At 59.1% G+C, this 26,725-nt stretch carries 23 protein-coding genes; 20 read left to right on the top strand and 3 right to left on the bottom strand.

Annotated elements, in window-relative coordinates; all coding sequences use genetic code 11:
- Together C5J22_RS27975 and C5J22_RS27980 are read right to left on the bottom strand one after the other, a co-directional pair.
- Positions 1-128, bottom strand: a 128-nt coding sequence (locus C5J22_RS27975; RefSeq protein ID WP_172746801.1) for a sugar phosphate nucleotidyltransferase, incomplete at its 3' end; no start/stop codon positions are given.
- Between the two features lie 101 nt (positions 129-229).
- Entirely contained in the window at positions 230-1,477 is a 1,248-nt protein-coding gene (locus tag C5J22_RS27980) for a glycosyltransferase family 2 protein (protein WP_105440925.1), read from the bottom strand.
- Between the two features lie 331 nt (positions 1,478-1,808).
- On the opposite strand from C5J22_RS27980, the gene fliP reads away from it, so the two are divergent.
- The gene (fliP, locus tag C5J22_RS27985) at positions 1,809-2,546 is read left to right on the top strand and encodes a flagellar type III secretion system pore protein FliP (protein WP_046630710.1); all 738 of its coding nucleotides are present in this window, start codon (positions 1,809-1,811) and stop codon (positions 2,544-2,546) included.
- 62 nt (positions 2,547-2,608) lie between these two features.
- On the opposite strand, the gene C5J22_RS27990 is transcribed toward fliP, so the two are convergent.
- On the bottom strand, positions 2,609-4,549 hold the full coding sequence (locus C5J22_RS27990; RefSeq protein ID WP_105440926.1) for a glycosyl transferase: 1,941 nt from the start codon (positions 4,547-4,549) through the stop codon (positions 2,609-2,611).
- A gap of 329 nt (positions 4,550-4,878) precedes the next feature.
- On the opposite strand from C5J22_RS27990, the gene C5J22_RS31990 reads away from it, so the two are divergent.
- From C5J22_RS31990 to flhA, 19 genes are all read left to right on the top strand, one after another.
- Entirely contained in the window at positions 4,879-6,144 is a 1,266-nt protein-coding gene (locus C5J22_RS31990; protein WP_105440927.1) for a flagellin, read from the top strand.
- A 255-nt stretch (positions 6,145-6,399) separates the two neighbouring features.
- Positions 6,400-7,665 (top strand): flagellin, encoded by a 1,266-nt coding sequence (locus C5J22_RS31995; RefSeq protein WP_105440928.1) that lies wholly within the window; start codon positions 6,400-6,402, stop codon positions 7,663-7,665.
- Between the two features lie 276 nt (positions 7,666-7,941).
- Entirely contained in the window at positions 7,942-9,207 is a 1,266-nt protein-coding gene (locus tag C5J22_RS32000) for a flagellin (protein WP_105440929.1), read from the top strand.
- 251 nt (positions 9,208-9,458) lie between these two features.
- Positions 9,459-10,727, top strand: a complete 1,269-nt coding sequence (locus tag C5J22_RS28010) for a flagellin (RefSeq protein WP_105440930.1) — start codon at positions 9,459-9,461, stop codon at positions 10,725-10,727.
- A 329-nt stretch (positions 10,728-11,056) separates the two neighbouring features.
- Positions 11,057-12,346: a flagellin gene (locus C5J22_RS28015; protein ID WP_105440931.1), complete on the top strand. Its 1,290-nt coding sequence runs from the start codon at positions 11,057-11,059 to the stop codon at positions 12,344-12,346.
- 221 nt (positions 12,347-12,567) lie between these two features.
- On the top strand, positions 12,568-13,209 hold the full coding sequence (locus tag C5J22_RS28020; RefSeq protein WP_105440932.1) for a hypothetical protein: 642 nt from the start codon (positions 12,568-12,570) through the stop codon (positions 13,207-13,209).
- Positions 13,206-14,528, top strand: a complete 1,323-nt coding sequence (locus C5J22_RS28025) for a MotB family protein (RefSeq protein WP_105440933.1) — start codon at positions 13,206-13,208, stop codon at positions 14,526-14,528. The genes C5J22_RS28020 and C5J22_RS28025 overlap by 4 nt, the downstream gene beginning before the upstream one ends.
- Before the next feature lie 2 nt (positions 14,529-14,530).
- A complete protein-coding gene (gene motC / locus C5J22_RS28030) occupies positions 14,531-15,802 on the top strand; it encodes a chemotaxis protein MotC (RefSeq protein WP_105440934.1) in 1,272 nt (423 codons plus the stop codon).
- On the top strand, positions 15,799-17,259 hold the full coding sequence (locus C5J22_RS28035; RefSeq protein WP_105440935.1) for a flagellar hook-length control protein FliK: 1,461 nt from the start codon (positions 15,799-15,801) through the stop codon (positions 17,257-17,259). The genes motC and C5J22_RS28035 overlap by 4 nt, the downstream gene beginning before the upstream one ends.
- Positions 17,260-17,407: 148 nt before the next feature.
- Entirely contained in the window at positions 17,408-17,905 is a 498-nt protein-coding gene (locus C5J22_RS28040; protein ID WP_105404099.1) for a transglycosylase SLT domain-containing protein, read from the top strand.
- A gap of 280 nt (positions 17,906-18,185) precedes the next feature.
- Complete coding sequence (rem, locus tag C5J22_RS28045; RefSeq protein ID WP_038539784.1) at positions 18,186-18,857, top strand: transcriptional activator Rem; 672 nt, start codon at positions 18,186-18,188, stop codon at positions 18,855-18,857.
- A 107-nt stretch (positions 18,858-18,964) separates the two neighbouring features.
- Positions 18,965-20,281 (top strand): flagellar hook protein FlgE, encoded by a 1,317-nt coding sequence (locus C5J22_RS28050; protein ID WP_105440936.1) that lies wholly within the window; start codon positions 18,965-18,967, stop codon positions 20,279-20,281.
- A gap of 45 nt (positions 20,282-20,326) precedes the next feature.
- Positions 20,327-21,796, top strand: coding sequence for a flagellar hook-associated protein FlgK (gene flgK / locus C5J22_RS28055; RefSeq protein ID WP_105440937.1), 1,470 nt, complete (start codon positions 20,327-20,329; stop codon positions 21,794-21,796).
- A 2-nt stretch (positions 21,797-21,798) separates the two neighbouring features.
- On the top strand, positions 21,799-22,902 hold the full coding sequence (locus tag C5J22_RS28060) for a flagellar hook-associated family protein (RefSeq protein ID WP_105404102.1): 1,104 nt from the start codon (positions 21,799-21,801) through the stop codon (positions 22,900-22,902).
- A gap of 35 nt (positions 22,903-22,937) precedes the next feature.
- On the top strand, positions 22,938-23,285 hold the full coding sequence (gene flaF, locus C5J22_RS28065) for a flagellar biosynthesis regulator FlaF (protein ID WP_037085209.1): 348 nt from the start codon (positions 22,938-22,940) through the stop codon (positions 23,283-23,285).
- The gene (flbT, locus tag C5J22_RS28070; protein ID WP_037085211.1) at positions 23,282-23,731 is read left to right on the top strand and encodes a flagellar biosynthesis repressor FlbT; all 450 of its coding nucleotides are present in this window, start codon (positions 23,282-23,284) and stop codon (positions 23,729-23,731) included. The genes flaF and flbT overlap by 4 nt, the downstream gene beginning before the upstream one ends.
- Positions 23,722-24,189: a flagellar hook assembly protein FlgD gene (flgD, locus tag C5J22_RS28075; protein WP_105440938.1), complete on the top strand. Its 468-nt coding sequence runs from the start codon at positions 23,722-23,724 to the stop codon at positions 24,187-24,189. Before flbT ends, flgD begins: the two co-directional genes overlap by 10 nt.
- Positions 24,190-24,222: 33 nt before the next feature.
- A complete protein-coding gene (fliQ, locus tag C5J22_RS28080; protein WP_105440939.1) occupies positions 24,223-24,489 on the top strand; it encodes a flagellar biosynthesis protein FliQ in 267 nt (88 codons plus the stop codon).
- Positions 24,490-24,611: 122 nt separating this feature from the next.
- Positions 24,612-26,699 carry a flagellar biosynthesis protein FlhA gene (gene flhA / locus C5J22_RS28085; protein ID WP_046664742.1) on the top strand — a complete coding sequence of 696 codons (2,088 nt, stop codon included), beginning with the start codon at positions 24,612-24,614 and terminating at the stop codon, positions 26,697-26,699.
- Positions 26,700-26,725: the final 26 nt, after the last annotated feature.

Consider the following 26,725-nt stretch of genomic DNA (forward strand, 5'->3'; position numbering starts at 1 on the left):
GCGGAGTAGAGCTTCATGATGTGCCAGAGGATCGGCCGTCCGCCGATTTCGATCATCGGCTTGGGCTTGAGATGCGTCTCCTCAGAGATGCGGGTTCCCAACCCACCGGCGAGAATTACAGCTTTCAATTCCGTCTCTCCGTAACTGACGGCCTATCCGTTGAACGACGACCGTCAGCAAACCATGCGAATGGGGCTTCTCCGGCGATCGGGCTAAACGCCTTCGTGCGCTAAAGCAAAATGGTCCTGATCAGATCGTCCTGGGCGAACACGAGGTTGGGCAGATAACCCATCTCAACGAAACGGGCCCGCTCTTCCGGCAGATGCACCAGGATCGCCGTGTTCTCGAGTTGCGCGGGCGTAGGTTCCGCCGGCTCGTCGATGATCTCCAGTCGCGAAGGGAGCCTCACCCTTTGGAGCCGTTCCTTGAGAGTTACGATGTCCGGATATCCGGAGATGACGAGGTTCTCGATGCCCGCGGTCACCCCCAACTGCCAGGAAAGGGTCTGCAGTGCCGTTGCGAGCAATCCGCCTTCCTTGAAGGACATGACTTCCGGATGCTCGTCGAAGCCTCCGAAGACCATTCTCGTATAGACCTCGTACGCCTTCACGTATTCGCGCATGCCGACGAGCAGTCGCATCGAGACGGCCATCCGCTGCAGCGTGAAGTTTCTGCAGAGATGCTCCTGGGTCGCGCGTTCGTCGGGCGAGGTGCCGACCTTACCGCGTTTCGATGCGAAGTAGAGGAAGTATTCCAGGCCACCGCGATACTGGTCCCATCCTGTTGCCGCGATCTGAGCGCCCCCCTGAACACGATCGCGTTCGACGTTGGATGCGATGACCTGGCGATAGAAGGGCGTTCTCCGGAAGGCGATGTCGCCCTGGTCCAGGAAGTGGGCAAGCATGGGGAAGGGGTAGAAGCAGATATCCCTGGGAACCCATGAGGACCGGAAAGCGCTGGCGCGGTAGATGCCGATTTCAGGGAAGATGTGGCCCCGGAACATATAGTTGAAAACTTCGGCGAAGCTTTTCTGCGGAAAAACCTTGTCTTCGTTGACCGTGTAGAACAGTCCGCCTTCGACTTCGTTGATGCCGTCATACATCGCCCACGGCGCATGGCAGACGGTGATATTCGGATTTTCGTCGAGGTAAGCAACGATATTGGCGACTTCCTGCGGGATCAGGCGATCGTCGTCGGCGAGGTAGAGGAGGTATTCGCCGCGTCCCAGCCGCAGGGAGCTGCTCATGTTGGGGATCATCCCCACATTCTCCGCGCCCCTGACGTAGCGGATCGGCATCCCCCGCTCGATGAATTCCTTGGCTACCGCGCCGGTATTGTCCGTCGAGGCGTTGTCGGAAATGACGATTTCATAGGGGAAATCGAAGCGGAAATCGCGATGGCACCGTTCCAGGCAATCGTGCAGGTGTTTCTCACGGTTGTAGGTGGGGATGCATATGCTGAGTTTGATGGAAGACACCGAATTTCCTCGACCTGATTTGTTCGAAAGCGCAGCGGGTTCGCCGCAAGCAAGGGACGCTCAGCGGCAGGTTTCCGAGGCGCTTCCGATCGACGTCAGAGCCAGCATGGGACTTTTCCAGGCTCTGTACGTCCATTAGCTATTCCTGGATTGAGGCTATGCGACCAGACTTGCGCCAAGCTGAATGATGGTCGCGTAGGCAGCCCAAGCATCGTGGTTCGGCCAGGGCGGTCTCCTTTCTGTGTACGAGTCCCCGCACGCGGCCCGCAGGTGTTGACCTGCATTGGTCCGGGTGACTATCGAAGATGACGCAAAGGACCTTCGTGATCGCATGATTCGGCTGATCTACCTGTTCGTCGCTCTGATGGCGGCACCCGGGCTCGCGCTCGCCCAGCAATCGCCGGCGGATCTTCTCAATCTGCCGGTCGATGGTTCCGCAGCCGCGTGGATCATCCGGACTTTCGGGCTGTTGACGGTTCTGTCCGTCGCCCCCGGCATCCTGATCATGGTCACGAGCTTTCCGCGGATCGTGATCGCCTTCTCGATCCTGCGCTCGGGCATGGGCCTGTCGACCGCGCCGTCGAACATGATATTGGTCTCGATGGCGCTGTTCATGACGTTTTATGTCATGTCGCCCACCTTCGACAGGGCGTGGAACGAGGGTGTCCAGCCGCTTCTTCAGAACCGGGTCACCGAGGCGGAGGCGGTTCAGCGGATCGCGGAGCCGTTCAGAGTGTTCATGTCAGCCAATACGCGCGACAAGGACCTGGAACTCTTTGTCGAAATTGCCCGGGAGCGAAACCAGTCCGTCGGCACGCCGCAGGCCGTCGATTACCGCGTCCTGATCCCCGCTTTCATGCTCTCGGAAATACGGCGCGGTTTCGAAATCGGCTTCCTGATCATCCTGCCGTTCCTGGTCATCGACATGATCGTCGCTGCAATCACCATGGCAATGGGTATGATGATGCTGCCGCCGACATCGATCTCGCTGCCCTTCAAGATCCTTTTCTTTGTCCTGATCGACGGCTGGAACCTGCTGGTCGGCAGTCTGGTTCGTTCTTTCAACTAAACGCAGACCTGCTGAAATGGAAACGGCGGGAAATTTCCCGCCGTTTCTTTTTGGTTCGGATATCAGCTTTTGCGGAAGCTGAACGGGCCTTCCCGCGGGGGGAGGGCCGGGACGCTGAAGTGATCGGGCTTGATCTTGGCCTTGGCCTTCTCGGCCATCATCGTGTAGGCGGTCTCGAGATGCCGGCAATATCGTTCGGCGTCGAAAAGCGGATGCGTGAAGCGGTTTGCCTCCAGCCGCTTGCGCACCTCGGCGAGCTCCTCGCGGTTGTTGTAATAATGGACCGCCCGGCGAACGAAGTCATCCCGATCATCGGCGACCATTTCCGGCAGGCCGAGTGCATTCAGCAGGCTTTCGCTGACGCGCGATGCGAAGTTCTTACCCTTGTGGGTCAGCATCGGCAGCCCGGCCCAGAGCTTTTCGGAGGTCGTCGTATGGCCGTTATACGGATAGGTATCGAGGCCGAGATCCGTCAGGCCGATACGGTTGATATAGGCCGCGTAATTGTTGACGCGATCGCCGAACATCAGGCGGTTCTCGGGGATTCCCGCTTCCGCAAAGGCCTTGATCAGGTTCTTTCGAGCACCGAACCGTTCGCGGCAGATCAGGAACAGATAACTCTCCGGCGTTTCCTTGAGAACGCGGACCCAGAGGTCGATGGTTGCGGGCGTGAACTTCCAGTGACTATGGAAGCACGAGAAGATGAAGGCGTCCTGGGGCATGTCGCAGAGCGCCCGATCGATCGGCTGCGGCATCGGGCGGTGAACCGCTTCGTTCGGGAAGAACGTCTCGGGCATCCAGCAGACCTTCTCGTAGTAGTGCTGGAAGGAGCTTTCCGGCACTACCGTTTTGTCCGCGATGAGGTAGTCGATGTCGACGTTGACCACAGTACCCGGATAGCCGAGCCAGGTCGCATGCACCGGTGCGGTCTGGCGGTTCATCACGAATACCCGGTTTTCTGCGGTATGCCCCTGCAGGTCGACGAGGATGTCGATGTTCTCAGCCTTGATCGCCTCGGCGGCCTCGTCATCCGTCATGCCCCGGATCCGGACAACCCTACCCCATTCCTCGCGGATGGCGTTGTTGTCGTTGCGCAGCCGTTCGGCGGGAGCGTTGCAGAAGAGCGTGACGTCGAAACGGCTCTTGTCGTGCGATTCCAATATGCCGCGAAGCGCCTTCATGACGGCGTGTTCCGTCCAAAGGTCGGCCGAAAGATAGCCTATGCGCAGCTTGCTGCCCCAGCGGTGCGGCATGTTGTGCCTTTTCGAGGCGGCGTTTTTGGGCTTTCTCTCGCCCATTCTGGAGCCCGCGATGGCGTTCGTTTTTTCATCGTCGCACCAGCGCAGATTGAAGAGCGACACCTCGTCGGCGATCGCTTCGAATTCGCCTTTGGCGATTTCCTCGAATTGGATCGGCTCGTATTTGCGGATGATATCGTAATCGAGGGCGTCTCTCATGGCTGAGAGATAGAAATTGCGCACGATCCGATCCTCGGGATCTTTCTCGAAGATCTCCAGGATGCACTTGTTCTCTTCGTCGCTCCGATCCTGGAGCCGGATCGAGCGGGCTGCGAGTTGGCGGTGTGTCGGCTCGTCGCTTCGCGCGAGCGTGTTGCGGAAGGCTTCGGCGCCTTCCAGTTCCTGGCGCATCAGAGCGCCGGACATCAGGACGGCCATGTCCGGATCGGCAATCGCCTCTTTGAGAATGCGCGCACCGAGGCGCAGGACGTTGATGTCGTCGTTATTGGAGAAATGAAGGCGCATGGCTTCGCGCGTGTACTTGAGCTTATGCGGAGATTCCATCTCGCCGGCAATTTGGAACGCCTGGGCGGCCTCGGTCTTCATCTTGAGCTTCAACAGAGTTGCGCCCAGGAGTGCGTAGTGCCTCGGATCCTTGTGAACATCCAGCAGCTTGTTCAGGATGCCCAATACATCGTGATATTCTTTTTTGTCGAAGTGATTTTGTGCTGCGACGTATTGCCGTTGTATCTTCAGGGGTTTCAAGGCTTCCCGCTCCAGTAAAGTTGTGCCGGCGTCCCGGCAAATCGGCTTCACCGCGCATCGTGGCAAGCCAAGCTTGCATGAAGCCGACCTCCCGGAGGCCGGGCGCTTCGTACACCCTTCGTTAAGGATACTGGCCGAACGGTTTTCAGGTCGTCGTGTTGTTTAAAGAACTTAGCAAGGATTTGCTGCGAGATTTGGCTCACACGACGGGTTTGGTGTTCCTTCAGATTGAAGAGACCGAGTTGGCATGATGCCGGACCGAAGTGCCGGTAAAATATACAGTCCGGTATGTCCCCCTCCATGTATTTCGTTCAAAGGGACAATCAACTATGGCTAGCATTCTCACTAACGTGTCGGCGATGGCCGCGCTCCAGACGCTGCGCGGCATCAGCAACGACATGGAATCCACGCAGAGCCGCGTTTCTTCCGGTCTGCGCGTCGGCTCTGCTTCCGACAACGCTGCCTATTGGTCGATCGCGACCACCATGCGTTCCGACAAGGGTTCGCTCTCGACGGTTCAGGACGCTCTCGGCCTCGGCGCTGCCAAGGTCGACACTGCCTATGCCGCCATGGAATCGGCGATCGACGTCGTCACCGAAATCAAGAACAAGCTGGTTGCCGCTTCCGAACCGGGCGTCGACAAGTCCAAGGTCCAGGAAGAAATCACCCAGCTGCAGAGCCAGCTGAAGAGCATCGCTTCCTCCGCTTCGTTCTCCGGTGAAAACTGGCTGCAGGCCGAAATCGGCGGCACTCAGAACGCCACCACCGGCATCATTCAGGCCGGCACCGAGATCACCAAGCAGCTCATCGGTTCGTTCGTTCGTGACAGCGACGGCAACGTCTCGGTCAAGTCCATCAACGTCGTCCTCGACGAACAGAACGTCCTGTTCGACTTGAGCGGCGGCCGCGGCGGTCTTCTCGACCAGAATGCCCTCAACGGTTTCCGCGCCATCGAGTTCGACGACGGCACGACGAACCAGAAGGAATACTTCGGCAAGATCAACACCTCGGCGATCTACTCGACCACTGCCCAGTGGAAGGACATCGGCGGCGGCGTGTTCATGAAGGGCGACACCAACGGCGTCTACTCTTCGGGCTCCAACGGTACCTACATGATCAAGGTTGGCGGCGCTTACATCGACGCAGTCTACACGACCAAGGGTTACGACTTCTCGGCTGGTGCGACTGCAACCGCCGGCATCAAGTACGGAGCGGACATCTCGGTTTCCGACCTCGACATCACCAAGCTCGAAGACTATCGCGACTCCAGCGGTGTCAGCTATCTCGGCCTCGGTACCAAAGCCAGCGATGAGGATCTCATGCAGGCATTGACCTCGTTCGTCGATGGCCAGCTGGAAGCGATGGGCAGTGCTGCGGCCAAGCTCGGTGCGGTCTCCAAGCGCATCGACATGCAGTCCGACTTCGTCTCCAAGCTCACCGACTCGATCGACAAGGGCGTCGGCCGACTGGTGGATGCGGACATGAACGAAGAGTCGACCAAGCTCAAGGCACTGCAGACCCAGCAGCAGCTGGCGATCCAGTCGCTCTCGATTGCCAACTCCGACTCGCAGAACATCCTGTCGCTGTTCCGTTAATCGACACAGGGAAAATGGCGCGGCGGCTGACCGCGCCATCGACCTTCAAAAAGGGCCGCGTCCGAATTCGGGCGCGGCCCTTTTTATTCTCTGGATCACTTCAATGTTCCTTAATCATATTGCTTCATTCTTTGGTCATCGAAACGGTGAGTTAACCAAGAAAATTAAATGGTTAACAAGCATGATGCTGACCGCTGTTCCCGGTGAAGTCCGGAATGTCCCTTCCTACAATTAGCCATTCAAGGGGCAATCAATATGACTAGCATTCTCACCAACGTTGCAGCTATGTCTGCTCTGCAGACGCTGCGCGGCATCAGCAACGACATGGAATCCACGCAGAGCCGCGTCTCTTCCGGTCTGCGCGTCGGCTCTGCTTCCGACAACGCTGCCTATTGGTCGATCGCGACCACCATGCGTTCCGACAAGGGTTCGCTCTCGACGGTTCAGGACGCTCTCGGCCTCGGCGCTGCCAAGGTCGACACTGCCTATGCCGCCATGGAATCGGCGATCGACGTCGTCACCGAAATCAAGAACAAGCTGGTTGCCGCTTCCGAACCGGGCGTCGACAAGTCCAAGGTCCAGGAAGAAATCACCCAGCTGCAGAGCCAGCTGAAGAGCATCGCTTCCTCCGCTTCGTTCTCCGGTGAAAACTGGCTGCAGGCCGAAATCGGCGGCTCGCAGAGCGCGACCACCGGCATCATCTACGCCTCCAGCGAAATCACCAAGCAGCTCGTCGGTTCCTTCATCCGTGATGCCGACGGCAACGTCGCCGTCAAGACCATCAACGTCCTCCTCGACGAACAGAACGTCCTGTTCGACTTGAGCGGCGGCCACGGCGGTCTTCTCGACAGCAACGCCCTCAACGGTTTCCGCGCCATCGAGTTCGATGACGGCACGACGAACCAGAAGGAATACTTCGGCAAGATCAATACGTCGGCGTATTATGCGACCAACGCTGTCTGGAAGGACATTGGCGGCGGCGTGTTCATGAAGGGCGATACCAACGGCGTCTACTCTTCGGGCTCCAACGGTACCTACATGATCAAGATTGGCGGCGCTTACATCGACGCGGTTTACACGACCAAGGGTTACGACTTCTCGGCTGGTGCGACTGCAACTGCCGGCATCAAGTACGGGACGGACATCTCGGTTTCCGACCTCGACATCACCAGGCTCGAAGACTACCGCGACTCCAGCGGTGTCAGCTATCTCGGCCTTGGTACCAGAGCCAGCGATGAAGACCTCATGGCTGCACTGACCTCGTTCGTGGACGGTCAGCTGGAATCGATGAACAGTGCGGCGGCCAAGCTCGGTGCCGTATCGAAGCGCCTCGACATGCAGACGGACTTCGTCTCCAAGCTGACGGACTCCTTCGACAAGGGCGTCGGCCGACTGGTGGATGCGGACATGAACGAAGAGTCGACCAGGCTCAAGGCACTGCAGACCCAGCAGCAGCTGGCGATCCAGTCGCTCTCGATTGCCAACTCCGACTCGCAGAACATCCTGTCGCTGTTCCGTTAATCGACACAGGGAAAATGGCGCGGAGGCTGACCACGCCATGGACTTAAAAAAGGGCCGCGTCCGAATTCGGGCGCGGCTTTTTTCAATTTCCTAATCGCTTTTCTCAATTTCCCGATCGGCTTCAATATTCATTAACCATATTGCGGTTACCTAACAGCATCGAAACAGTGAGTTAACCAAGAAAATTAAATGGTTAACAAGCATGATGCTGACCGCTGTTCCCGGTGAAATCCGGAATGTCCCTTTTCGTAATCAGCCACTCAAGGGGCACCTAAAATGACAAGCATTCTTACCAACATTGCAGCTATGTCTGCTCTGCAGACGCTGCGCGGCATCGCGACCGATATGGAATCCACGCAGAGCCGCGTTTCGTCGGGCCTGCGCGTCGGTACTGCTTCCGACAATGCTGCCTATTGGTCGATCGCGACCACCATGCGTTCCGACAACGGCGCTCTTTCTGCAGTTCAGGACGCTCTCGGCCTCGGCGCCGCCAAGGTTGACACTGCCTATTCCGCCATGGAATCGGCGATCGACGTCGTCACCGAAATCAAGAACAAGCTGGTTGCCGCTTCCGAACCGGGCGTCGATAAGTCCAAGGTCCAGGAAGAAATCACCCAGCTGCAGAGCCAGCTGAAGAGCATCGCTTCCTCCGCTTCGTTCTCCGGCGAAAACTGGCTCCAGGCCGAAATCGGCGGCTCGCAGAGCGCGACCACCGGCATCATCTACGCCGCCAGCGAAATCACCAAGCAGCTCGTCGGTTCGTTCATCCGTGACAGCGAAGGCAATGTCACGGTCAAATCCATCAACGTCGTTCTCGACGAAACCAACGTCCTGTTCGACTTGAGCGGCGGCCACGGCGGTCTGCTCGACAGCAACGCCCTCAACGGTTACCGCGCCATCAAGTACGACGACGGCACGACGAACCAGAAGGAATACTTCGGCAAGATCAACACGTCGTCGTATTATGCGACCAACTCCGTCTGGAAGGACATCGGCGGCGGCGTCTTCATGCGCGGCGACACCAACGGCGTCTACTCTTCGGGCTCCAACGGTACCTACATGATCAAGGTCGGCGGCGCTTATATCGACGCTGTCTACACGACCAAGGGTTACGACTTCTCGGCCGGTGCCACGGCGACGGGCGGCATCAAGTACGCTTCGGACATCTCGGTTTCCGACCTCGACATCACCAAGCTCGAAGACTACCGCGACTCCAGCGGTGTCAGCTACCTCGGCCTCGGCACCAAAGCCACAGATGAAGATATCATGGCGGCACTGACCTCGTTCGTCGATGGTCAGCTGGAAGCGATGAACAGTGGGGCGGCCAAGCTCGGCGCCGTTGCGAAGCGGCTCGAGATGCAGTCGGACTTCGTCTCCAAGCTCACCGACTCGATCGACAAGGGTGTCGGCCGACTGGTGGATGCGGACATGAACGAAGAGTCGACCAGGCTCAAGGCACTGCAGACCCAGCAGCAGCTGGCGATCCAGTCGCTCTCGATTGCCAACTCCGACTCGCAGAACATCCTGTCGCTCTTCCGCTAATAAGACGCGTCATTCCGCACAAAGAAGTCGCGCCCTTTTGGGGCGCGGCTTTTTTTATGTCCCGGTAGTTTTTGTTAACTTTCGTAAATTCCATTTAACCTTTGTTAACCATTTCCACCTTAACTGAGCTCATCGAAACGATGGGTTAACCAAGACGAAGAAAAGGTTAACAGGCATCAGGCCAAGCCAACGTTCACCGGTGTAATCCCGGAAATGTCCCTTCCATCTAGCCATTCAAGGGGCAAACCAAAATGACCAGCATTCTTACCAATATCGCAGCTATGGCTGCTCTCCAGACTCTCCGTAACATCGACGGCCAGATGCAGACCACCCAGGACCGGGTTTCCTCTGGCCTGCGCGTCGGCACCGCGTCCGACAACGCCGCCTACTGGTCGATCGCGACCACAATGCGTTCTGACAACGGCGCTCTTTCCGCAGTTCAGGACGCCCTCGGTCTCGGCGCCGCCAAGGTTGATACCGCCTATTCCGCAATGGAAAGCGTTGTCGACGTCGTAAAGGAAATCAAGAACAAGCTCGTTACCGCCTCGGAAGCCGGCGTCGACAAGACGAAGATCCAGGCAGAAATCTCGCAGCTGCAGGATCAGTTGAAGAGCATCACTTCTTCTGCTTCGTTCTCCGGTGAAAACTGGCTGCAGGCCGAAGTCGGCGGCGCCTCCAACCCCACCACGGGCGTGATCTATGCGGCCAGCCCGGTCGTCAAGCAGGTTGTGAGCTCGTTCATCCGTGATCCCGATGGCAACGTCGCTGTCAAATCGGTGGATGTTGTTCTGAACGAAACGAACGTCCTGTTCGACTTGAGCGGCGGTCACGGCGGCCTGCTCGACGGCAATTCCTTCAACGGCTTCCGGGCGATCAACTTTGACGATGGCACGACCAACGACAAGGATTACTTCGGCAAGATCAACACTGCCGCGTTTTACGCAACGGACGCGCTCTGGAAGGATGTCGGCGGCGGCGTCTACATGAAGGGCGACACCAACGGCATCTATACGTCCGGCACCGGCGGCACCTATCTCATCAAAGTCGGTGGCGCCTACATCGACGCTGTCTACACCACCAAGGGATACGATTTCTCGGCTGGTGCGACTGCAACCGCAGGCATCAAGTACGCCTCCAACATCTCCATCTCCGAACTGGACATCACCAAGCTCGATGACTATCGCAACTCGAACGGTGTCAGCTATCTCGGGATGGGAACCAAGGCCAACGATGCCGATCTCATGGCCGCTCTCAACTCGTTCGTCGACGGTCAGCTCGAAAAGCTCATCAGCGCAACGGCAAAACTCGGGTCGATCAACAAGCGCATCGACATGCAGGAAGCTTTCGTCTCCAAGCTGACCGACTCCATCGACAGCGGTATCGGCCGACTGGTGGATGCGGACATGAGCGAAGAGTCGACCAGGCTCAAGGCCCTGCAGACCCAGCAGCAACTTGCGATCCAGTCGCTCTCGATTGCCAATACCAGTTCCGAGAATATTCTGTCGCTCTTCCGTCAGTAAGCGGCGCTCTAGGCTAGGAGCGGTTTCGTCCTGCTCTGCTGGCGTGATAGCAAATATTCCGGAAAGAAGACCGCGTCTCGAAAGAGGCGCGGTTTTTCCGCGTTTGGCGCGTGGCTTGCGCGAAACCTGCACCGTTGTCGGATAGGTCGTTAAGACTTCATTAACTTCTTGCCAATCCTCGACCGGGTTTGATAACTGTCGATTTAACGATTTGTTAAGAACGACAGACCGCCCGCATCTGTGATGCTGAGTGGCGGTACGCATGATGCCTCTCGTCGTTTCCGGTGAAGTACTCCGGATTTCCAGACCAATTGACCGAGGCACGGCCGATGACCAGCATCTTGACCAATCCCGCCGCTATGGCTGCCCTGCAGACGTTGCGCTCGATCGATCGCAACATGGAAATCACTCAGGCGCGGGTTTCCTCGGGCATGCGTGTCCAGACAGCCGCGGACAATGCCGCCTACTGGTCGATCGCAACCACGATGCGTTCCGACAATCATGCGCTCTCGACCATCCAGGACGCGCTTGGCCTCGGCGCCGCCAAGGTGGACACAGCCTACACGGCAATGGAAAGCGCGATCGACACCGTCGTCGAGATCAAATCCAAGATCGTTGCGGCTTACGGCGTCGGCTCCAATCGCGGCAAGATCCAGGAAGAAATCGCCCAGCTCCAGGAACAGCTGAAGAGCATCTCGGACTCGGCGACCTTCTCCGGCGAGAACTGGCTTCAGGACTATATCAGCGACGGCGGTACCAACGCTCAGGAAAGACCGGTCGTCAAACAGGTGGTTGCGTCGTTCACCCGCACCGCCTCCGGTGATGTCGCGGTCAAGACCGTCGATTATACGCTTGATTCCAAAACGGTCCTTTTCGACCTCAACGGCGGCAATCTCGGCATCTTGGACTCGTCCGTGAAGTTCGTCGCCGAGAGCGAAGTCGCCGTCGACATGATCACCTCCAACGGCACGATGGGTTCAACGAGCGCGTCCTACGCGGTCTCGGTTCTCGCCGAAAGCCAATTGATGGCGCTGGGCGCGGATACGAATACAATCGACACGAGCATCTATGCTGTCGGCGGCAATTTTTATCTGAAGGTCGGGGAAGGCAAATGGGCTCAGGTGACGACGACCGATCCGGCTGGGGCACCGGCGGTAACGACCCCTGCTCACGACGACGGCACCACAAAATATTATTTCGTTGTGACCGCTGCGAACAATCTCAATAACCGAAAACTTGGGATGTCGGTCACCACGGTCGACATCAACAAGCTGAACGACCTCGTCGTAAAGATGAACACGATGGTCCCAGGCTCGGCGCCGAACACTGACGCGGTGCTTGATATGATGGAGCGTTTCCTCGACAAACAGCTTCTGGCGATGACGAGCGCCGCTTCGAGCCTTGGCTCGATCCAGAAGCGCATCGATCTGCAGGAAAGCTTCGTCGCCTCCCTGACCGACGTGATCGACAAGGGTGTCGGCCGTCTGGTCGATGCGGACATGAATGAAGAATCGACGCGGTTGAAGGCGTTGCAGACCCAGCAGCAGCTCGGCATCCAGTCGCTCCAGATCGCCAACACCAACGCCGAAAACATCCTGCAGTTGTTCCGGCAGGGTTAAGACTGCGCGGCGCCGGTCACCCGGCCGCCGCCCTTCATCCTCGCGCAAGTTTAACTTCCTACCGTTCCGCTAAAGTCCGGCGAAGTGTCTTGTGTCGCCGGGACAAACGAATGGCAACCTTGTCGGGATGATACGATGATTGCAGCGGTGACGATTTGCGCTTTCGGGAGGCTCATGACGAGCCTCGAACGAAAGGCGACGGCAGGGCAGGGGGATGCTCGATGAGTGCTTCGCTCGCCCGCTACCTGAAGGATTTCAGCGAGCCGCAGGCCCCACCACTGCCCTTGCTGGCCGATGGTTTCGGCGATGGCTTCGAAGACGATCAGGCATTTCCCACTGTTGTCGAGGAGCCTGTTGATATCGAAGCCGAGCGCGCCGAAGCCTATGCAAAAGGCCATGACGCTGCGTCCGAGGAGCTTCAACAGCGTTTTGATGAAGAGCGGCAGGCGCTTCTGACCGCACATGCGGAAGAAATGGCGGCACTGCGCGAAAAATATGAAACCGAAACGGCTGCGGTGATCGCGGCCGGACTTGAGGGCATTGCCGGATTGACGGCGCAGGCGGTCAGCGATCAGACGGCAAGGATCCTGTCGCCTCTTCTCGACGAAGCGCTCGTCGCCAAGGCGATCTCCGATATGGCGGATATCATCCGCAGCGCAATACTCGAGGGCGACGTCGGGACCTTGACCGTCCGCGGCCCGCTGCATCTGTTCGAAAAACTGAAAACGGCGCTTGGAGAGCCCACCCCACTCCTGCGCCACATCGAAGCGCCTGACCTGGATATTGCAGTCGACATCGGCGAGAGCGCCCTTGTGACCCGGATGTCCGCATGGCTGGCGAGTCTGAAGAAGGTATTGGGATGAGCGAAGGCGAAAACCATCACCACGGCAAGAACGAGGTCGTCATCGTCAAGCGACATGGCGGCGCACACGACGACGGCGTCCATGGTGGCGCCTGGAAGATCGCCTATGCCGACTTCATGACCGCGATGATGGCGTTTTTCCTCGTCATGTGGCTGGTCAACGCCGCCAACGAGGAGACGAAAGCCTCGATGGCGAGTTATTTCAACCCGATCAAGCTTTCCGACGAGACCCCGGCCTCGAAGGGATTGGAAAAGCCGGTCGACGCGGCCGAGGGCCAGGAAAACGGCGAGAAGTCAAAGGTCAAGGCCGAGGGCAACGTTCAGGGCTCTGCGGCGGCGACCGGCGAGGACATGACCTCGACGTCAGGTGACGAGCCCAATTACTCCGAAGCGGACTTCTTCGAAAACCCCTATTCCGTTCTTGCCGAGATCGCTCAGCAAGTGGGCCAGCAGGCGAATGTCAGCGCCAAGGGCGAGGGCGGTGCCAGCGATTCCGGCCCCGCGACCGGTGCCGACGGCGGCCAGGCCTACCGCGACCCCTTCGATCCGGACTTCTGGACCAGGCAGATGCAGATGTCCAACGCCGAAGGACCCGAGCAGGCTGTGAAGACCACGGCGAGTGACGATCCGCTCGCCCAGATGGGGCAGGCGCCGCAATACCAGCAGGCGCGGCAATCCACGGAAGCCAACACGCAACTGCAGCAGACCCAGATGGCGGTTGCCATTCCCATCCCGCGTCCCGACCCGACGCAGATGGATAAACCGCAGGCGGCCTCGGATGCGCAGGCGACGAAGCCTGCCAACCTCAACGGACAAAAGCCGGAAGACGGTGCGAAAGCGGAAGAGCAGGCCGAACTGAAGGCTGCGGACGAGCTGAAGAAGGAAATCCAGCAGCAGATTTCCGGTATCGCCGGCAAGCTCGCGGAAGGTCTCGTCGTGACGCCTGCCGAAGGCGGTCTGCTGGTGTCGATCTCCGACCAGGCGGATGATCCGATGTTCAACATCGGTTCGGCCGTGCCGCGCCGCGAAATGGTGCTGGCGATGGAGAAGATCGGCCAGATCCTCAAGGATCGGAAGGGCAGCATCGTCCTGCGCGGACATACGGACGGCCGTCAGTTCAAGGGTACCGAAAACGACAACTGGCGCCTTTCCATGTCCCGTGCACACAGCGCCTATTACATGCTGGTGCATGGCGGCCTGGCGGAAGATCGCATCAAGCAGGTTTCCGGCTTCGCTGACAGGCGCCTCCAGGTGGCGGACGATCCGCTCGCAGCCGCAAACCGGCGTATCGAAATCCTGCTCGAGGCGGACGAGGGATAGTGATGGCTGTGGGCATAAAGTCCTTGATTGCGGCCGGCCTCGTTTTCGGGGTCGCGTTCGCGCCTGCGGCATCGGCTCAGGATCGTACGGACCTTGCGCCCTATGCGATGCTTCGGTCCCTGCAATTCGTGCAGGATTCCGTCGTGCTCGGCGATCATTCGGCGGCGGAAATGCAGCGCTTCATGCTGGGGACGATCGACCAGCGCCTGCGGACGGCGCCCCCGTCCATCTTCGAAGATCCGCGCAATGTCGACGCGGCGCTGATCTACGCCATGAGCGGCGGCAATCCCGCCACGCTCGAATTTCTCGCCTCGCGCGATGTCGCCGGCAATTTCGATAACCGTGTTGCCGACGGGCTGAGAAAATACCTCGGCGGCCGCGGAACTTTGATCGAAAAAAGCCTCAGCGAAATGGCCAAGGAATACCGGGACGAGAAGATCGGTCCCTACCTTTCGCTCGTCAGCGGAAACGTTTTGGTCGCCAAGGATCCGAAGGGCGCCTTGGTTTTTTATGATTGGGCACGCTTGACGGCGCCCGGCACGATCATCGAGGAAGCTGCGCTGCGTCGATCGGTGGCGATCACCGTCGATGCCAATATGGTGGCGCCGGCGCTCTCCTATTCGCGGAAATACGCGCGGCGTTTCATCCATTCGCCCTATGCCAGCCAGTTCGCGGATTTCTTCGTGCAACTGGCCGTCGGCCATTTCGGTGAGATCACCGAGGACGATATCGACGGAGCGCTGGAATTCATGGACGCCGACCGGCGCCGTGAGATTTTCCTGCGCATTGCGCGTTCGGCCGCGATCGCCGGCAAGAACGATCTCGCGCGTCTCGCCTCCGCAAAGGCCGAAGCGCTTGCCAAAACTCCGACGCCCGAGGCGCTTGCGAAGCTTTATGGCGGATTTGCCAATATCCCGACGAAGGACATCGGGCAGGCCATTCAGGCGATAACCGACGTTCCCGAAGAAACGCTCTCACCGCGCGACCGTGCTTTGCGGCAGGCCGCAAAAGTGGTGGCGGAGCAAGTCGTTAGCCGGCCTACGGTCGACAGCCTCGCACAAGATAAAGCTATCAAAGTGACCAATACAGAAGACGCGAAATCTCCAGTCGCGTTGCCCAGGAATGAGATCGCTGGGCCTGCCCCCGCCACGGAAAGTCCGATGGCCGGCACCGCTGCCAAATTCGATCCGGCCTTCCAGACATTCGTCGATAGCGGTCGTTCGAAATTGAATGCTATCGACGAAATGCTGAAGGAGGAGAACGCTTCCAAATGATTACTGACATTCTTGGTGGTGGTAAGACTGGCGCAGCCGACGCGGCTTCGGCCACGAAACAGGGCGTTGCCGGTCGCAAAGGTGCCGACGGTTCAGCTGGCGGCTTCTCCGACGCTCTTTCCGGTTTTGACCGCGATGCGGCTTCGGCTAATGCCGACGACGTGCCGGATGAGGACGCCCGCGCGTCTTCAGCGGAAGAACGCATGGCTGGCGACGTGAAGCAGGGCAAGCCAAAGCCGATCATCGATATCAAGCCGCAATCCCTCCGCCGCCCGGTCGAAGAGGCGGAAGATCCCGCCGGCGCCCTGAAGCAGGCGCCGGTGAACGAGCCCAAAGAAAAGCAGATGACCACCGCCGAAAGGAAGCTTCGCGAGGCCCTCGAGGCCGCGAAAGCCGTCGCGCGGAAGTCGGACGAGGTTCAGGGCAAGCGCGCCGCCAGATCCGAGAAGGACGCGGAGACCGAGACCGAGGGCGGCGAGGATCTCGACGTCTCCATGCTGGTCGCAGACGACGCCAAGATCACCGACATGCTGTCGCTTTTGACGAGTGGTGAGGCGACCGGCGCCATCAATGCGATGGTATCGAAGAATGCGCCCGGGCAGCAGAACAAGCGGATCAAGGGTCAGGATGGTGATGGGCGTGAAGTCGATGCCCTCGACCTGAAGGATGCCAAGCACGCAGGCGCCGGCGGCGCGGAAGCGGACCCGCTTTCGACGCCGGTGGATGCGGACCGGAGCGCTCCCGGCACGCGCGTCTTCCGTTTCAGCAACGCGCGCACCGACCAGCATGTCGATATGGCCGTCGGTGGGCGGGGCGAGCGCAGCACAGCGGAATTCAGATCGTCGTCGGGCGGTGCCGCCGAAAACATCACCGTGCTCGACGCACGCCGCTTCCTCGGGCTCGCACCGAATTCGAACGGCGCCAATCTCACGGCGATGCTGTCGGGGGATGCTGATTGGGCGGGCGCCATGAGCCCGAGTTCGGCGCTTTCGAATGCGGCGGCGCAGAGCAGCACCGGCACAGTGGTGAATACGCTGAAGCTGCAGTTGAACCCACACGATCTCGGGGCGGTGACGGCCACGCTGCGGCTTCACGGCGAAGAACTCAATGTTCATCTGACCGTCGAGACCCGAGCAGCCTATCGCCAGCTCAGCGAAGACAGCGGCGGCATCCTGGATGCGCTGCGTGCCCAGGGCTTCGCAGTCGAGCAGGTGACCATCAGCATCGCGCCGACGGCGGATTCCGACGGCACCAGCAGCCAGCAGGGGCAACCCGGCCAGAGCGGCCAGCAGGCCATGGCCGAGGGCGGGCGTCAGGGCCAGGCTGCCGGCCGCGGCCAGCAGCAGAATGGCGAGCGCGAGGCCGCAGATCAGGGAACGAGGAACGCAAATGACGCGGCATCGGACAATGTGGCTGGTATCGCTCCTGGCGCTCGTCCTGGTCAGCTCTACCTCTGACGCCGACGCCGGATCGCTCTTCAGTTCCGGAGGTTGGGGAGCGCAGCAGGGCGCTGCTGCGCCCGCCACGCCTCCCAGCAGGGCTCCAGCGACGCCGCGCACGCCGGTCAGAGCGCCCGCATACAACGCACCGAAGGCCAGCGCGCCTTTGAGTTCCGGCGTCTGCGAGCGGGAAATACAGGCTGCTGCGGCGAGATACGGCGTACCGGAAGGCATTCTTTATTCGGTCGGTCTCACCGAGACCGGCCGCAAGGGCAGCCTCAGCGCCTATGCCATGAATGTCGAGGGAAAGGCTTATTTCCCTCCCTCGCAGCAGGCGGCGATGACGACCTTTTACGACGCAAAACGGCAGGGCAGGAAGCTCATCGATATCGGCTGCATGCAGATCAATCACCATTTCCACGGTGAGAATTTCTCCTCGCCGGAAGAGATGTTCGACCCGAAACGCAATGTGGAATACGCCGCAAAGTTCCTCCGGAACCTGCACGACAAACACGAGACCTGGACGATGGCGGTGGCACGATACCATGCCGGACCGAACAACAATCCCGCCCAGAAGCAATATGTCTGCCGGGTGATCAGCAATCTCGTCGCCACAGGCTACGGAGAGTGGACTTCCAACGCTTCCCGGTTCTGCGCCAGTTAGACAATCACCAGTTGAATCGCAGAAATAAAGAATCGCAAAATTGCAGGGACTTGCATTTATGGCAAAAATGGCCATGCAAGTCTTCTTTTAGGATGCGTTAATTTTTCCACCGGAAATTTGTGTCAGAATTTGGTGTACCCACTACATCTAGTGCAAATCGCGGTGCGGTTGTTAATCAACTATTAATTTGTTTGGTTAACTTCACACAGCTTGTCTCGGATTCCGCCGATTCGTACCCATAGACATATTGAAGCACCACAAGTGATTCGGAGGCGGACGAATGATCGTAGTGGTTGATGAGCGTGAGCTCGTGAAAGACGGTTACACATCTCTTTTTGGGCGGGAAGGAATTCCTTCCCAGGGGTTCGATCCAAAAGAATTTGGCGAATGGGTGAGTACGGCGGCTGACTCGGATATTGCCGCGGTCGAAGCCTTCCTGATCGGCCAGGGCGAGCGTACGCTCGAACTGCCGCGGGCCATCCGGGACCGGTCCATGGCACCGGTGATCGCAGTCAGCGATCAGCCATCCCTGGAGGCGACCCTCGCCTTCTTCGACAGCGGCGTGGACGACGTGGTGCGCAAGCCCATCCATCCCCGTGAGATTCTGGCACGTGCCGCTGCGATCCGTCGCCGGTTGAAGGCGATCTCGAATTTCACCGATATCGGTTCGATCCGGGTATTCTCCGACGGTCGCGATCCGGAAATCGACGGCGACGTCTTTGCGTTGCCGCGCCGCGAGCGCCGCATCCTCGAATACCTGGTCTCCAATCGCGGTCGCCGCGTTTCCAAGACCCAGATCTTCAACGCCATCTACGGCATCTTCGACGAGGAAGTCGAAGAGAATGTCGTCGAAAGCCATATCAGCAAGCTGCGCAAGAAGCTGCGCAAGAAGCTCGGCTTCGATCCGGTCGATTCCAAGCGTTTCCTTGGTTATTGCATCGACTGGAGCTGATTTCTTAACAGGGCCTTGCCGCAAATTTTCGGCGGGAACCGTAAGCAGACAGCTTCACGCAAGGCCCGCCACTTACTCTCTCCATCAGACAAAAAGGAGATTTTCCTATGAGTATTTTCGGCACGATGAAAACGGCCGTCTCGGGCATGAACGCTCAGGCAAACCGTCTCGGTACCGTTGGCGATAACATCGCGAATTCGAGCACCGTCGGTTACAAGCGTTCTTCCACGGCGTTCTCCACGCTGGTTCTGCCCTCGACTCAAGGGTCGTATTCTTCCGGTGGTGTCGAAACCAACGTCCGCTACAGCATCGCAGACCAGGGCGGCATTCAGTATACCACGTCGTCGACCGACCTTGCCATCCAGGGCGAAGGCTTCTTCATCGTCAGCGACCCGAACGGTACTCCTTATCTGACCCGCGCCGGTGCCTTCGTGAAGGATGCGACGGGCTTCCTCAAGAACACCGCCGGTTTCAACCTGATGGGTTATCCCTACGGCACGAACCCGCCGGCCGCCGTCGTCAACGGCTTCAACGGCCTCGAGGAAATCAACATCAACGACTTCGGCATGGTGTCCTCGCCCTCGACCGCAGGCAGCTTCCCGGCCAACCTGGACAAGGGAGCGGCTATCGTTCCCGCTGGCAGCAGGCCAAGCGATAACGTTGCCGGCAGCGTCATCACCAACAAGAGCTCGCTGACGGCTTACGATCATGCCGGCGCGAAAGTTCTCTACGACTTCTACTACACTAAGACTGCCAACAACCAATGGGAAGTCACGGTCTACCGTCAGGATCAGTCCACAAATGGCGGCTTCCCTTACGTGGGGGTTCCAGCTGCCAATCTGGTGCAGGAGACGGCGAATCTTGTATTCGATCCGAATACTAACAAACTCCAGGCTGGCCCCTATGTCGTTGGTCCTCCGGTAACCGGTTCCGACAAGTCCATCACTTTTACCGACTTGACCGACGGCGCTACCCCTGCACAGTCGATCGAGATCGACCTCTCGGATATGACGCAGTTCGCGACCGCCTTTACCCCGGGCAAGGGCATCATCGACGGCAATGCGCCGAGCCCGATCACCGACGTCGAAATCGGTGGCGACGGCCTGGTCACGGCAGTCTATCAGGATGGCGGTCGTCGTCCGATCTACCAGGTTGCCCTCGCAACGGTCCCGAGCATCGACAATCTGCTTCCGCAGAACGGCAACGTCTACCTGCCGACCAACGACTCGGGCGTCGTCACCATCGGCTTCCCGCAGGCTGGCGCCTTCGGCCAGATCTATTCCGGCGCGCTTGAAAGCTCCAACGTCGATATCGCCAGCGAACTGACGGAAATGATCGAATCGCAGCGTGTCTACACCGCGAACTCCAAGGTCTTCCAGACCGGTTCCGACCTGATGGACGTCCTGATCAATCTGAAGAGATAATCGGACCGACGATCGAGAGAATAAGTCTCAAGAGGTTAGTAAAAAATGTCGCTCGCATCAGCATTGTCTACGGCACAGTCGATCTTCACCAACTCCGGCACGCAGTCGGCTGTATCGGCGAAGAACATCGCTAATGCACAGAACCCCGATTACACCCGCCGATCCGCAATGGTCGTGACCGGCGGCAACGGGGCCATTATCGGCGACATTACACGATCCTTCAGCGAGCCGCTGCTGCGCCAGACGATCGCAAGCTCATCGATCGCCAGCGGCCAGCGGACGGTGCTGGACGGCCTGCAGGAAATCAAGAACCTGATGGGGGGGAACGACAACGAGCTCTCCCCCGCCAAGCTGATTGCCGCCTTCCGCAACAGCCTTGATGCCTTCGCCGGAAAGGCGAACGATACCGGCATCGGCATTGCCTTCATTTCAAGCGCCCGGGACGTTGCGGCCGGCCTGAATATCGCCTCCGACAAGCTTCAGCAGATCCGCAAGGATGCGGACGATCAGATCAAGCAGAACGTCACCGATCTGAATGCGCTGCTTGCGAAGTTCGAGACTGTCAACAACCAGGTCAAGAATGCTGTCTCCAGCGGCGCGGATCCGAACGACTCTCTTGATGAGCGCGACGGCCTCGTCAAGAAGATCTCCGAAATCGTCGGGGTCACGTCCTATACCCGCGGCGGCAACGACATGGTGCTCTACACCACGGACGGCACGACGCTGTTCGAGGCGGTGCCGCGCAAGGTAACATTCCAGTATACCGCAGCCTTCGACGCATCGACGACCGGCAACGGCGTCTATATCGACGGCGTGGCGCTCAAGGCCGGGGATTCGGGCAATACGACCGCCAAGGGCTCGCTCCAGGCGCATATGCAGATTCGCGACAAGATCGCGCCGACCTTCCAGAGCCAGCTCGACGAAATCGCCCGGGGTCTCATCACCTCGTTTGCGGAAACCGGACCGACCGGCGCACTGCTCCCGCAGACCGGCCTCTTTACATACAAGGATGGCGCAGGCGTCCAGCAGACGGCCATTCCTCCCGCCGGGACGATCGTTCCGGGCCTCGCCTCCAAGATCTTCGTCAATCCGGTAGTCGTTCCCCCGGCAGGAACGCCCGACAAGGTGCGCGACGGTGGCATCAACGGCCTGACCTACGTCGTCAACACCGGCGGCAGCAGCTACGGGGACCTCCTCGACAAGTACAACCAAAACCTGGCCAGCCCGATGGCCTTCGATACGGACACGGAAATCGCCGATGCGCCGGACGTCCTCTCTTTTGCCGCGGACTCCATGGGCTGGCTCGAGCAGCTTCGCAGTACGGCGACCGCCGCAGACGAGACGAAGACGGCCATGCTGTCGCGCAGTCTTGAAGCGTTTTCCAGCAACACGGGCGTCAGCCTCGACGAGGAACTGTCCCTGCTTCTCGATATCGAGCAGTCCTACAAGGCCGGCGCCAAGCTCATGTCGACGGTCGATGATATGATGAAGGCCCTCTTGGATATTGCGAGCTGATCATGAAGACCTCTTTCATTTCCACATTGTCGATCCAGACCACGATGCGAAACTCCATCTCGAACGTTCAGCGCGAGATGGTGAAGGCGAACCAGGAGGCCGTGAGCCAGAAGCACGCCGATCTCGGCGTCGCGCTTGGCGCCAACACCTCGCGGGCTATCGATCTTTCCCGCGACATCACCCGCACCGACTCGCTTCTGACCACGGCCGCGCTCGCGACGCAGCGTCTCGAAACTGCTGAGCTTTCGCTCAAGAGCATGAACGAGCAGGGTTTGAAGATTCAGAGCGCGATCCTGACGCTTGGAAGCTCGGCCGACGAGACGAGCCTGTCGACGGCGCGCATGGCCATGTCCGACGCGCTGGACGCGTTCACCAACTTCGCCAACACTGCCGTTCAGGGCGAATATATCTTCTCCGGCATCAATTCCGACGTGAAGCCGCTCGATGATTATTTCGCGCCGGCATCACCGGCCAAGGCCGCGGTCGCCGCCGAACTCACTCACTACCTTTCGGTGAATGCGATCCCGAGCAAGGAGCAGATGACGGGGGCTCAGATGAACGGCTTCCTGGATAACCTGGAAGCCAAGTTCAACGGCTCGGCACCACTGACAAGCCCGCCGCATCCGGCGGCGGTTGCCGGCCAGGACTTCTGGAAGACCTTCTTCTCTGATGCCAGCGACGAAAACATGAAGAGCCGCATCAGCCCGACGGAAGTGGTCGAAAGCTCGACCAATGCCAACAGCCAGGGCATGCGCAACTTCGCTTTCGCATCGATCATCTCGATGGAATACCTGCAGACCGGGATGGACAAGGATGCCCGCGCAGCCGTGGCCACGCGTACTACAGGTGTCATCAACAAGGCGATGAACAGCGAGGGCAGCATCAACCAGCAGCGCACGTCGATCGGTATCTATACCGAACGCGTCTCCAAGGCTGAGGAAAGGTTGCAGGCGCAGAAAGATATCCTGAAGACCAGCCTTGGAAGCATGGAGAACGTCAACCCGGAAGAGGCGGCAACCCGTCTCAACACGATGAAGACGCTCCTCGAAACTGCCTATACAGTAACGGCAAAGATACAGCAGCTGAGCCTGGCCAACTTCCTTTGATGAATAAAGGAAGGCTCGTGACGAAGGATACATGAATGTACCAATTTTCATATGCCGAGATCATGGAGGACGGCGTTGCCAACGCCAAGGATCGCGAGCGGCAGGCCCTGGATCGTTCTATCGATCTTCTGATCGCGGCTCGCGACGAGAAGAACTATACGCGCACCACGGTTGAGGCTTTGTTCTACACCCGGCGTGTCTGGATCCGCTTTGTCGAGGATCTGAAGCATCCGGATAACGAGTTGGCCAATGAACTTCGTGCGGATCTGATCTCGATCGCAATCTGGATACTGAAGGAATGCGAAAAGATCAGAAACCGCGAATCGACGAATTTCCAGGGCATTATCGATGTGACCACCATCATCAGGGATGGACTTAAATGAAAAGTACGCTTCGCATCTCTTTGAAATCCGGCGAGCGGATATTTATCAACGGCGCGGTTCTGCGCGTTGATCGCAAGGTCGCGCTGGAATTTCTCAATGACGTCACGTTCCTTCTGGAGAACCATGTTCTTCAGCCGGAAGATGCGACGACGCCGCTTCGGCAGCTCTACTTTATCGCCCAGATGATGCTCATCAACCCGGATGGCAAGGAACAGTCGACGACATTGTTCCGCAAGTCGGTGGCAATGCTGCTGACCTGCTTTACCGACGATGAAATGCTGGCGGAACTCAAGCGCATCGACGGCATGGTTGCATCTGGCCGGGCCTTCGACGCTCTGAAGGCAATCCGCGCGCTCTACCCCATCGAAGACCGTATCCTCAACAATCGGGAACTCGCGCCGGCAACCGTCGAGCGGATTCGCAAGGAGATAGCACCGTGGCGGTAGACCCGATCAACAACAACAACCCTTATGCCTCCGGCAACGGCAAGACGCCGTCGTCCGACCAATCGGCCGCAGGTCTGAACTACGACAACTTCCTGCAGCTTCTCATCGCCCAGATGAAGTATCAGGATCCGACCGATCCGATGGACGCGAGCGAGCAGATTGCCCAGCTCGCCACCTTCTCGCAGGTCGAGCAGTCCGTGAAGATGAACTCGAACCTGCAGTCGCTCATCCAGGCGAATTCGTTCTCGCAGGCAGCCGATATGATCGGCAAGTACGTCACCAGCGCCGACGACAAAACCACGGGTATCATCAAACAGGTGGAAATCTACTCCGACGGTCTGGTGGCGATCACCGAGAAGGGTGATAAGGTCCTCATACAGCCCGGCATCATTCTTTCGAATCAGCCTCCGGCGGAAACTCCGACAGACGAGACCGGCGACGACGACGCCTCGGCATGATGCCGGGAATTTAAAGCAGACGGAGCCGGCGCAATGAATGAAGCCGATGCCCTTGATATCATGCAGGCGGCGATCTGGACAATCCTGATCGCCTCCGGTCCCGCGGTCATTGTGGCGATGGTCGTGGGCGTCCTGATCGCATTTCTCCAGGCTCTGACGCAGATCCAGGAGATGACGCTGACTTTCGTGCCGAAAATCGTCGCCATCATGATCACGATCGGCATTACCGCGCCGTTTATCGGCGGCCAGATCAATCTTTTCGCCAATCTGGTATTTTCGCGGGTGCAATCGGGGTTCTGACCCGGTTGCCGCCCGCCTAGCCTTTTTCATCTACCCACCTTCGCGCAAGCTTCGCCCTTTAGGCAGGACATGAACTGGTAGGAGTATTTCCTGCCGCCATCTCATGAAGAGACGGGAAAGTCATGGCGCAACCACCTTCACTATCCATTCCGAAAGTAGCCCCGAACGGTCGCGACCTCGGATTTGCGGGCGGCATCGTCGCCATCCTCTGCATCCTCTTCCTGCCGATCCCGGCGTTCCTGATCGACCTTGGCCTGGCCTTCTCGATCGCCTTCTCTGTCCTGATCCTGATGGTGGCGCTGTGGATCCAGCGGCCGCTGGACTTCTCGTCCTTCCCGACCATCCTGCTCATCGCCACCATGGTGCGATTGTCGCTCAACATCGCGACGACGCGCGTGATCCTGTCGCATGGCCACGAGGGCCATGGCGCGGCCGGTAACGTGATCCAGGGCTTCTCCGGCCTCGTCATGTCCGGCGACTTCGTGATCGGTGTGATCGTCTTCATGATCCTCGTCACCGTGAACTTCATCGTCATCACCAAGGGCGCCACCCGTATCGCGGAAGTCGGCGCCCGCTTCACCCTCGACGCCATCCCCGGCAAGCAGATGTCGATCGACGCGGACCTTTCGGCCGGCATCATCGACGAGAAGGAAGCGCAGCGCCGCCGCTCCGAGCTGGAAGAGGAAAGCTCCTTCTTCGGGGCCATGGACGGTGCGTCGAAATTCGTTCGCGGCGACGCGATCGCCGGCCTCATCATCACCGCCATCAACATCTTCGGCGGCATCATCATCGGCTATTTCCGCCACGACATGCAGATCGGCGAAGCCGCCGATGTGTTCGTCAAGCTGTCGGTCGGCGACGGTATCGTCACGCAGATCCCGGCCCTTATCGTTTCGCTCGCCGCCGGCCTCCTGGTCACCCGCGGCGGCACGGCAGGCTCCACCGACAAGGCCGTCGTCGATCAGCTGAGCGGCTATCCGCGCGCCCTTTCGATGTCGGCCGGCCTGATGGCGCTTCTGGCGATCATCCCCGGATTGCCCTTCCTGCCCTTCATGGCACTCGGCGGCCTGATGGGCTTCGGCGCCTGGCTTGTTCCGCGCCGTATCGAGGCTGAGAACAAGGCTCGTCGCGAAGACGAAGAGCAGAAGGTCGTCCAGACCAAGGAAATGGAGAAGGACTCGGTGAAGTCGGTTCTCAAGACGTCCGAAATCGAGCTCGCTCTCGGCAAGCAAGTCTCCACCCGGCTGCTTGGCGCCCACCAGGAACTCGCCTTCCGCGTCGGCAAGATGCGCAAGAAGTTCGCGACGCAGTACGGTTTCGTGGTGCCGGAAATCAAGGTTACCGACGACATCTCGATCCAGGAAAAGTCCTATCAGATCCGTATCCATGGAACGACGATCGCGTCGAACGCCCTGCGGGTCGGCGACGTCCTGGTGGTCACCGGATCCGGCCGCAAGCCGAGCATCCCGGGCGACGAGATTCGCGAACCCGCCTTCGGCATGCCGGCGGTATCGATCCTCGAAACCTTCGCCGAAGACTTGAAGCGCGAAGGCTTCCACCCGATCGATAACGTCTCGGTCGTGCTGACCCACTTGTCGGAAGTCATCCGCAATAACCTGCCGCAGCTTCTCTCCTACAAGGACGTGAAGATCCTGATCGAGCGTCTCGATCCTGAATACAAGAAACTCGCAGACGAGATCTGCTCGTCGCACATGTCCTATTCCGGCCTGCAGGCGGTGCTGAAGCTTCTGCTCGCCGAGCGCGTTTCGATCCGCAACCTGCATCTCATCCTGGAAGCAGTGGCCGAGCTCGCCCCGCATGTGCGCAAGACGGAGCAGATCGTCGAGCACGTGCGCGTTCGCATGTCGCAGCAGCTCTGCGGCGATCTCGCCGACAACGGCGTGCTGCGCGTGCTCCGCCTCGGCAACAAATGGGATATGCTGTTCCATCAGGCGCTCAAGCGCGACGGCAAGGGCGAAGTGGTCGAATTCGACATCGACCCGCGCACGCTCGAAGAGTTCAGCGAACAGGCGACGAAGGTCATCCGCGAATTCATGGATCGCGGCCTGCCCTTCGTGCTCGTCACCTCGCCGGAAACGCGTTCCTACGTCCGCATGATCATCGAGCGGCTGTTCGCAACCCTGCCGGTTCTGTCCCATGTGGAACTCGCCAAGGGCCTCGAAATCAAGATACTGGGCGCCATTTCGTGATAGACTGTCCGCAAAGGACGATTCTC

The sequence above is a fragment of the Neorhizobium sp. T25_13 genome, assembly GCF_002968675.1.
Lineage (GTDB): Bacteria > Pseudomonadota > Alphaproteobacteria > Rhizobiales > Rhizobiaceae > Neorhizobium > Neorhizobium tomejilense.

Coding starts and splice junctions, on each gene's coding strand:
- fliP (WP_046630710.1), top strand. CDS start 1,809: ATGATTCGGCTGATCTACCTGTTCGTCGCTCTGATGGCGGCACCCGGG.
- C5J22_RS31990 (WP_105440927.1), top strand. CDS start 4,879: ATGGCTAGCATTCTCACTAACGTGTCGGCGATGGCCGCGCTCCAGACG.
- C5J22_RS31995 (WP_105440928.1), top strand. CDS start 6,400: ATGACTAGCATTCTCACCAACGTTGCAGCTATGTCTGCTCTGCAGACG.
- C5J22_RS32000 (WP_105440929.1), top strand. CDS start 7,942: ATGACAAGCATTCTTACCAACATTGCAGCTATGTCTGCTCTGCAGACG.
- C5J22_RS28010 (WP_105440930.1), top strand. CDS start 9,459: ATGACCAGCATTCTTACCAATATCGCAGCTATGGCTGCTCTCCAGACT.
- C5J22_RS28015 (WP_105440931.1), top strand. CDS start 11,057: ATGACCAGCATCTTGACCAATCCCGCCGCTATGGCTGCCCTGCAGACG.
- C5J22_RS28020 (WP_105440932.1), top strand. CDS start 12,568: ATGAGTGCTTCGCTCGCCCGCTACCTGAAGGATTTCAGCGAGCCGCAG.
- C5J22_RS28025 (WP_105440933.1), top strand. CDS start 13,206: ATGAGCGAAGGCGAAAACCATCACCACGGCAAGAACGAGGTCGTCATC.
- motC (WP_105440934.1), top strand. CDS start 14,531: ATGGCTGTGGGCATAAAGTCCTTGATTGCGGCCGGCCTCGTTTTCGGG.
- C5J22_RS28035 (WP_105440935.1), top strand. CDS start 15,799: ATGATTACTGACATTCTTGGTGGTGGTAAGACTGGCGCAGCCGACGCG.
- rem (WP_038539784.1), top strand. CDS start 18,186: ATGATCGTAGTGGTTGATGAGCGTGAGCTCGTGAAAGACGGTTACACA.
- C5J22_RS28050 (WP_105440936.1), top strand. CDS start 18,965: ATGAGTATTTTCGGCACGATGAAAACGGCCGTCTCGGGCATGAACGCT.
- flgK (WP_105440937.1), top strand. CDS start 20,327: ATGTCGCTCGCATCAGCATTGTCTACGGCACAGTCGATCTTCACCAAC.
- C5J22_RS28060 (WP_105404102.1), top strand. CDS start 21,799: ATGAAGACCTCTTTCATTTCCACATTGTCGATCCAGACCACGATGCGA.
- flaF (WP_037085209.1), top strand. CDS start 22,938: ATGTACCAATTTTCATATGCCGAGATCATGGAGGACGGCGTTGCCAAC.
- flbT (WP_037085211.1), top strand. CDS start 23,282: ATGAAAAGTACGCTTCGCATCTCTTTGAAATCCGGCGAGCGGATATTT.
- fliQ (WP_105440939.1), top strand. CDS start 24,223: ATGAATGAAGCCGATGCCCTTGATATCATGCAGGCGGCGATCTGGACA.
- flhA (WP_046664742.1), top strand. CDS start 24,612: ATGGCGCAACCACCTTCACTATCCATTCCGAAAGTAGCCCCGAACGGT.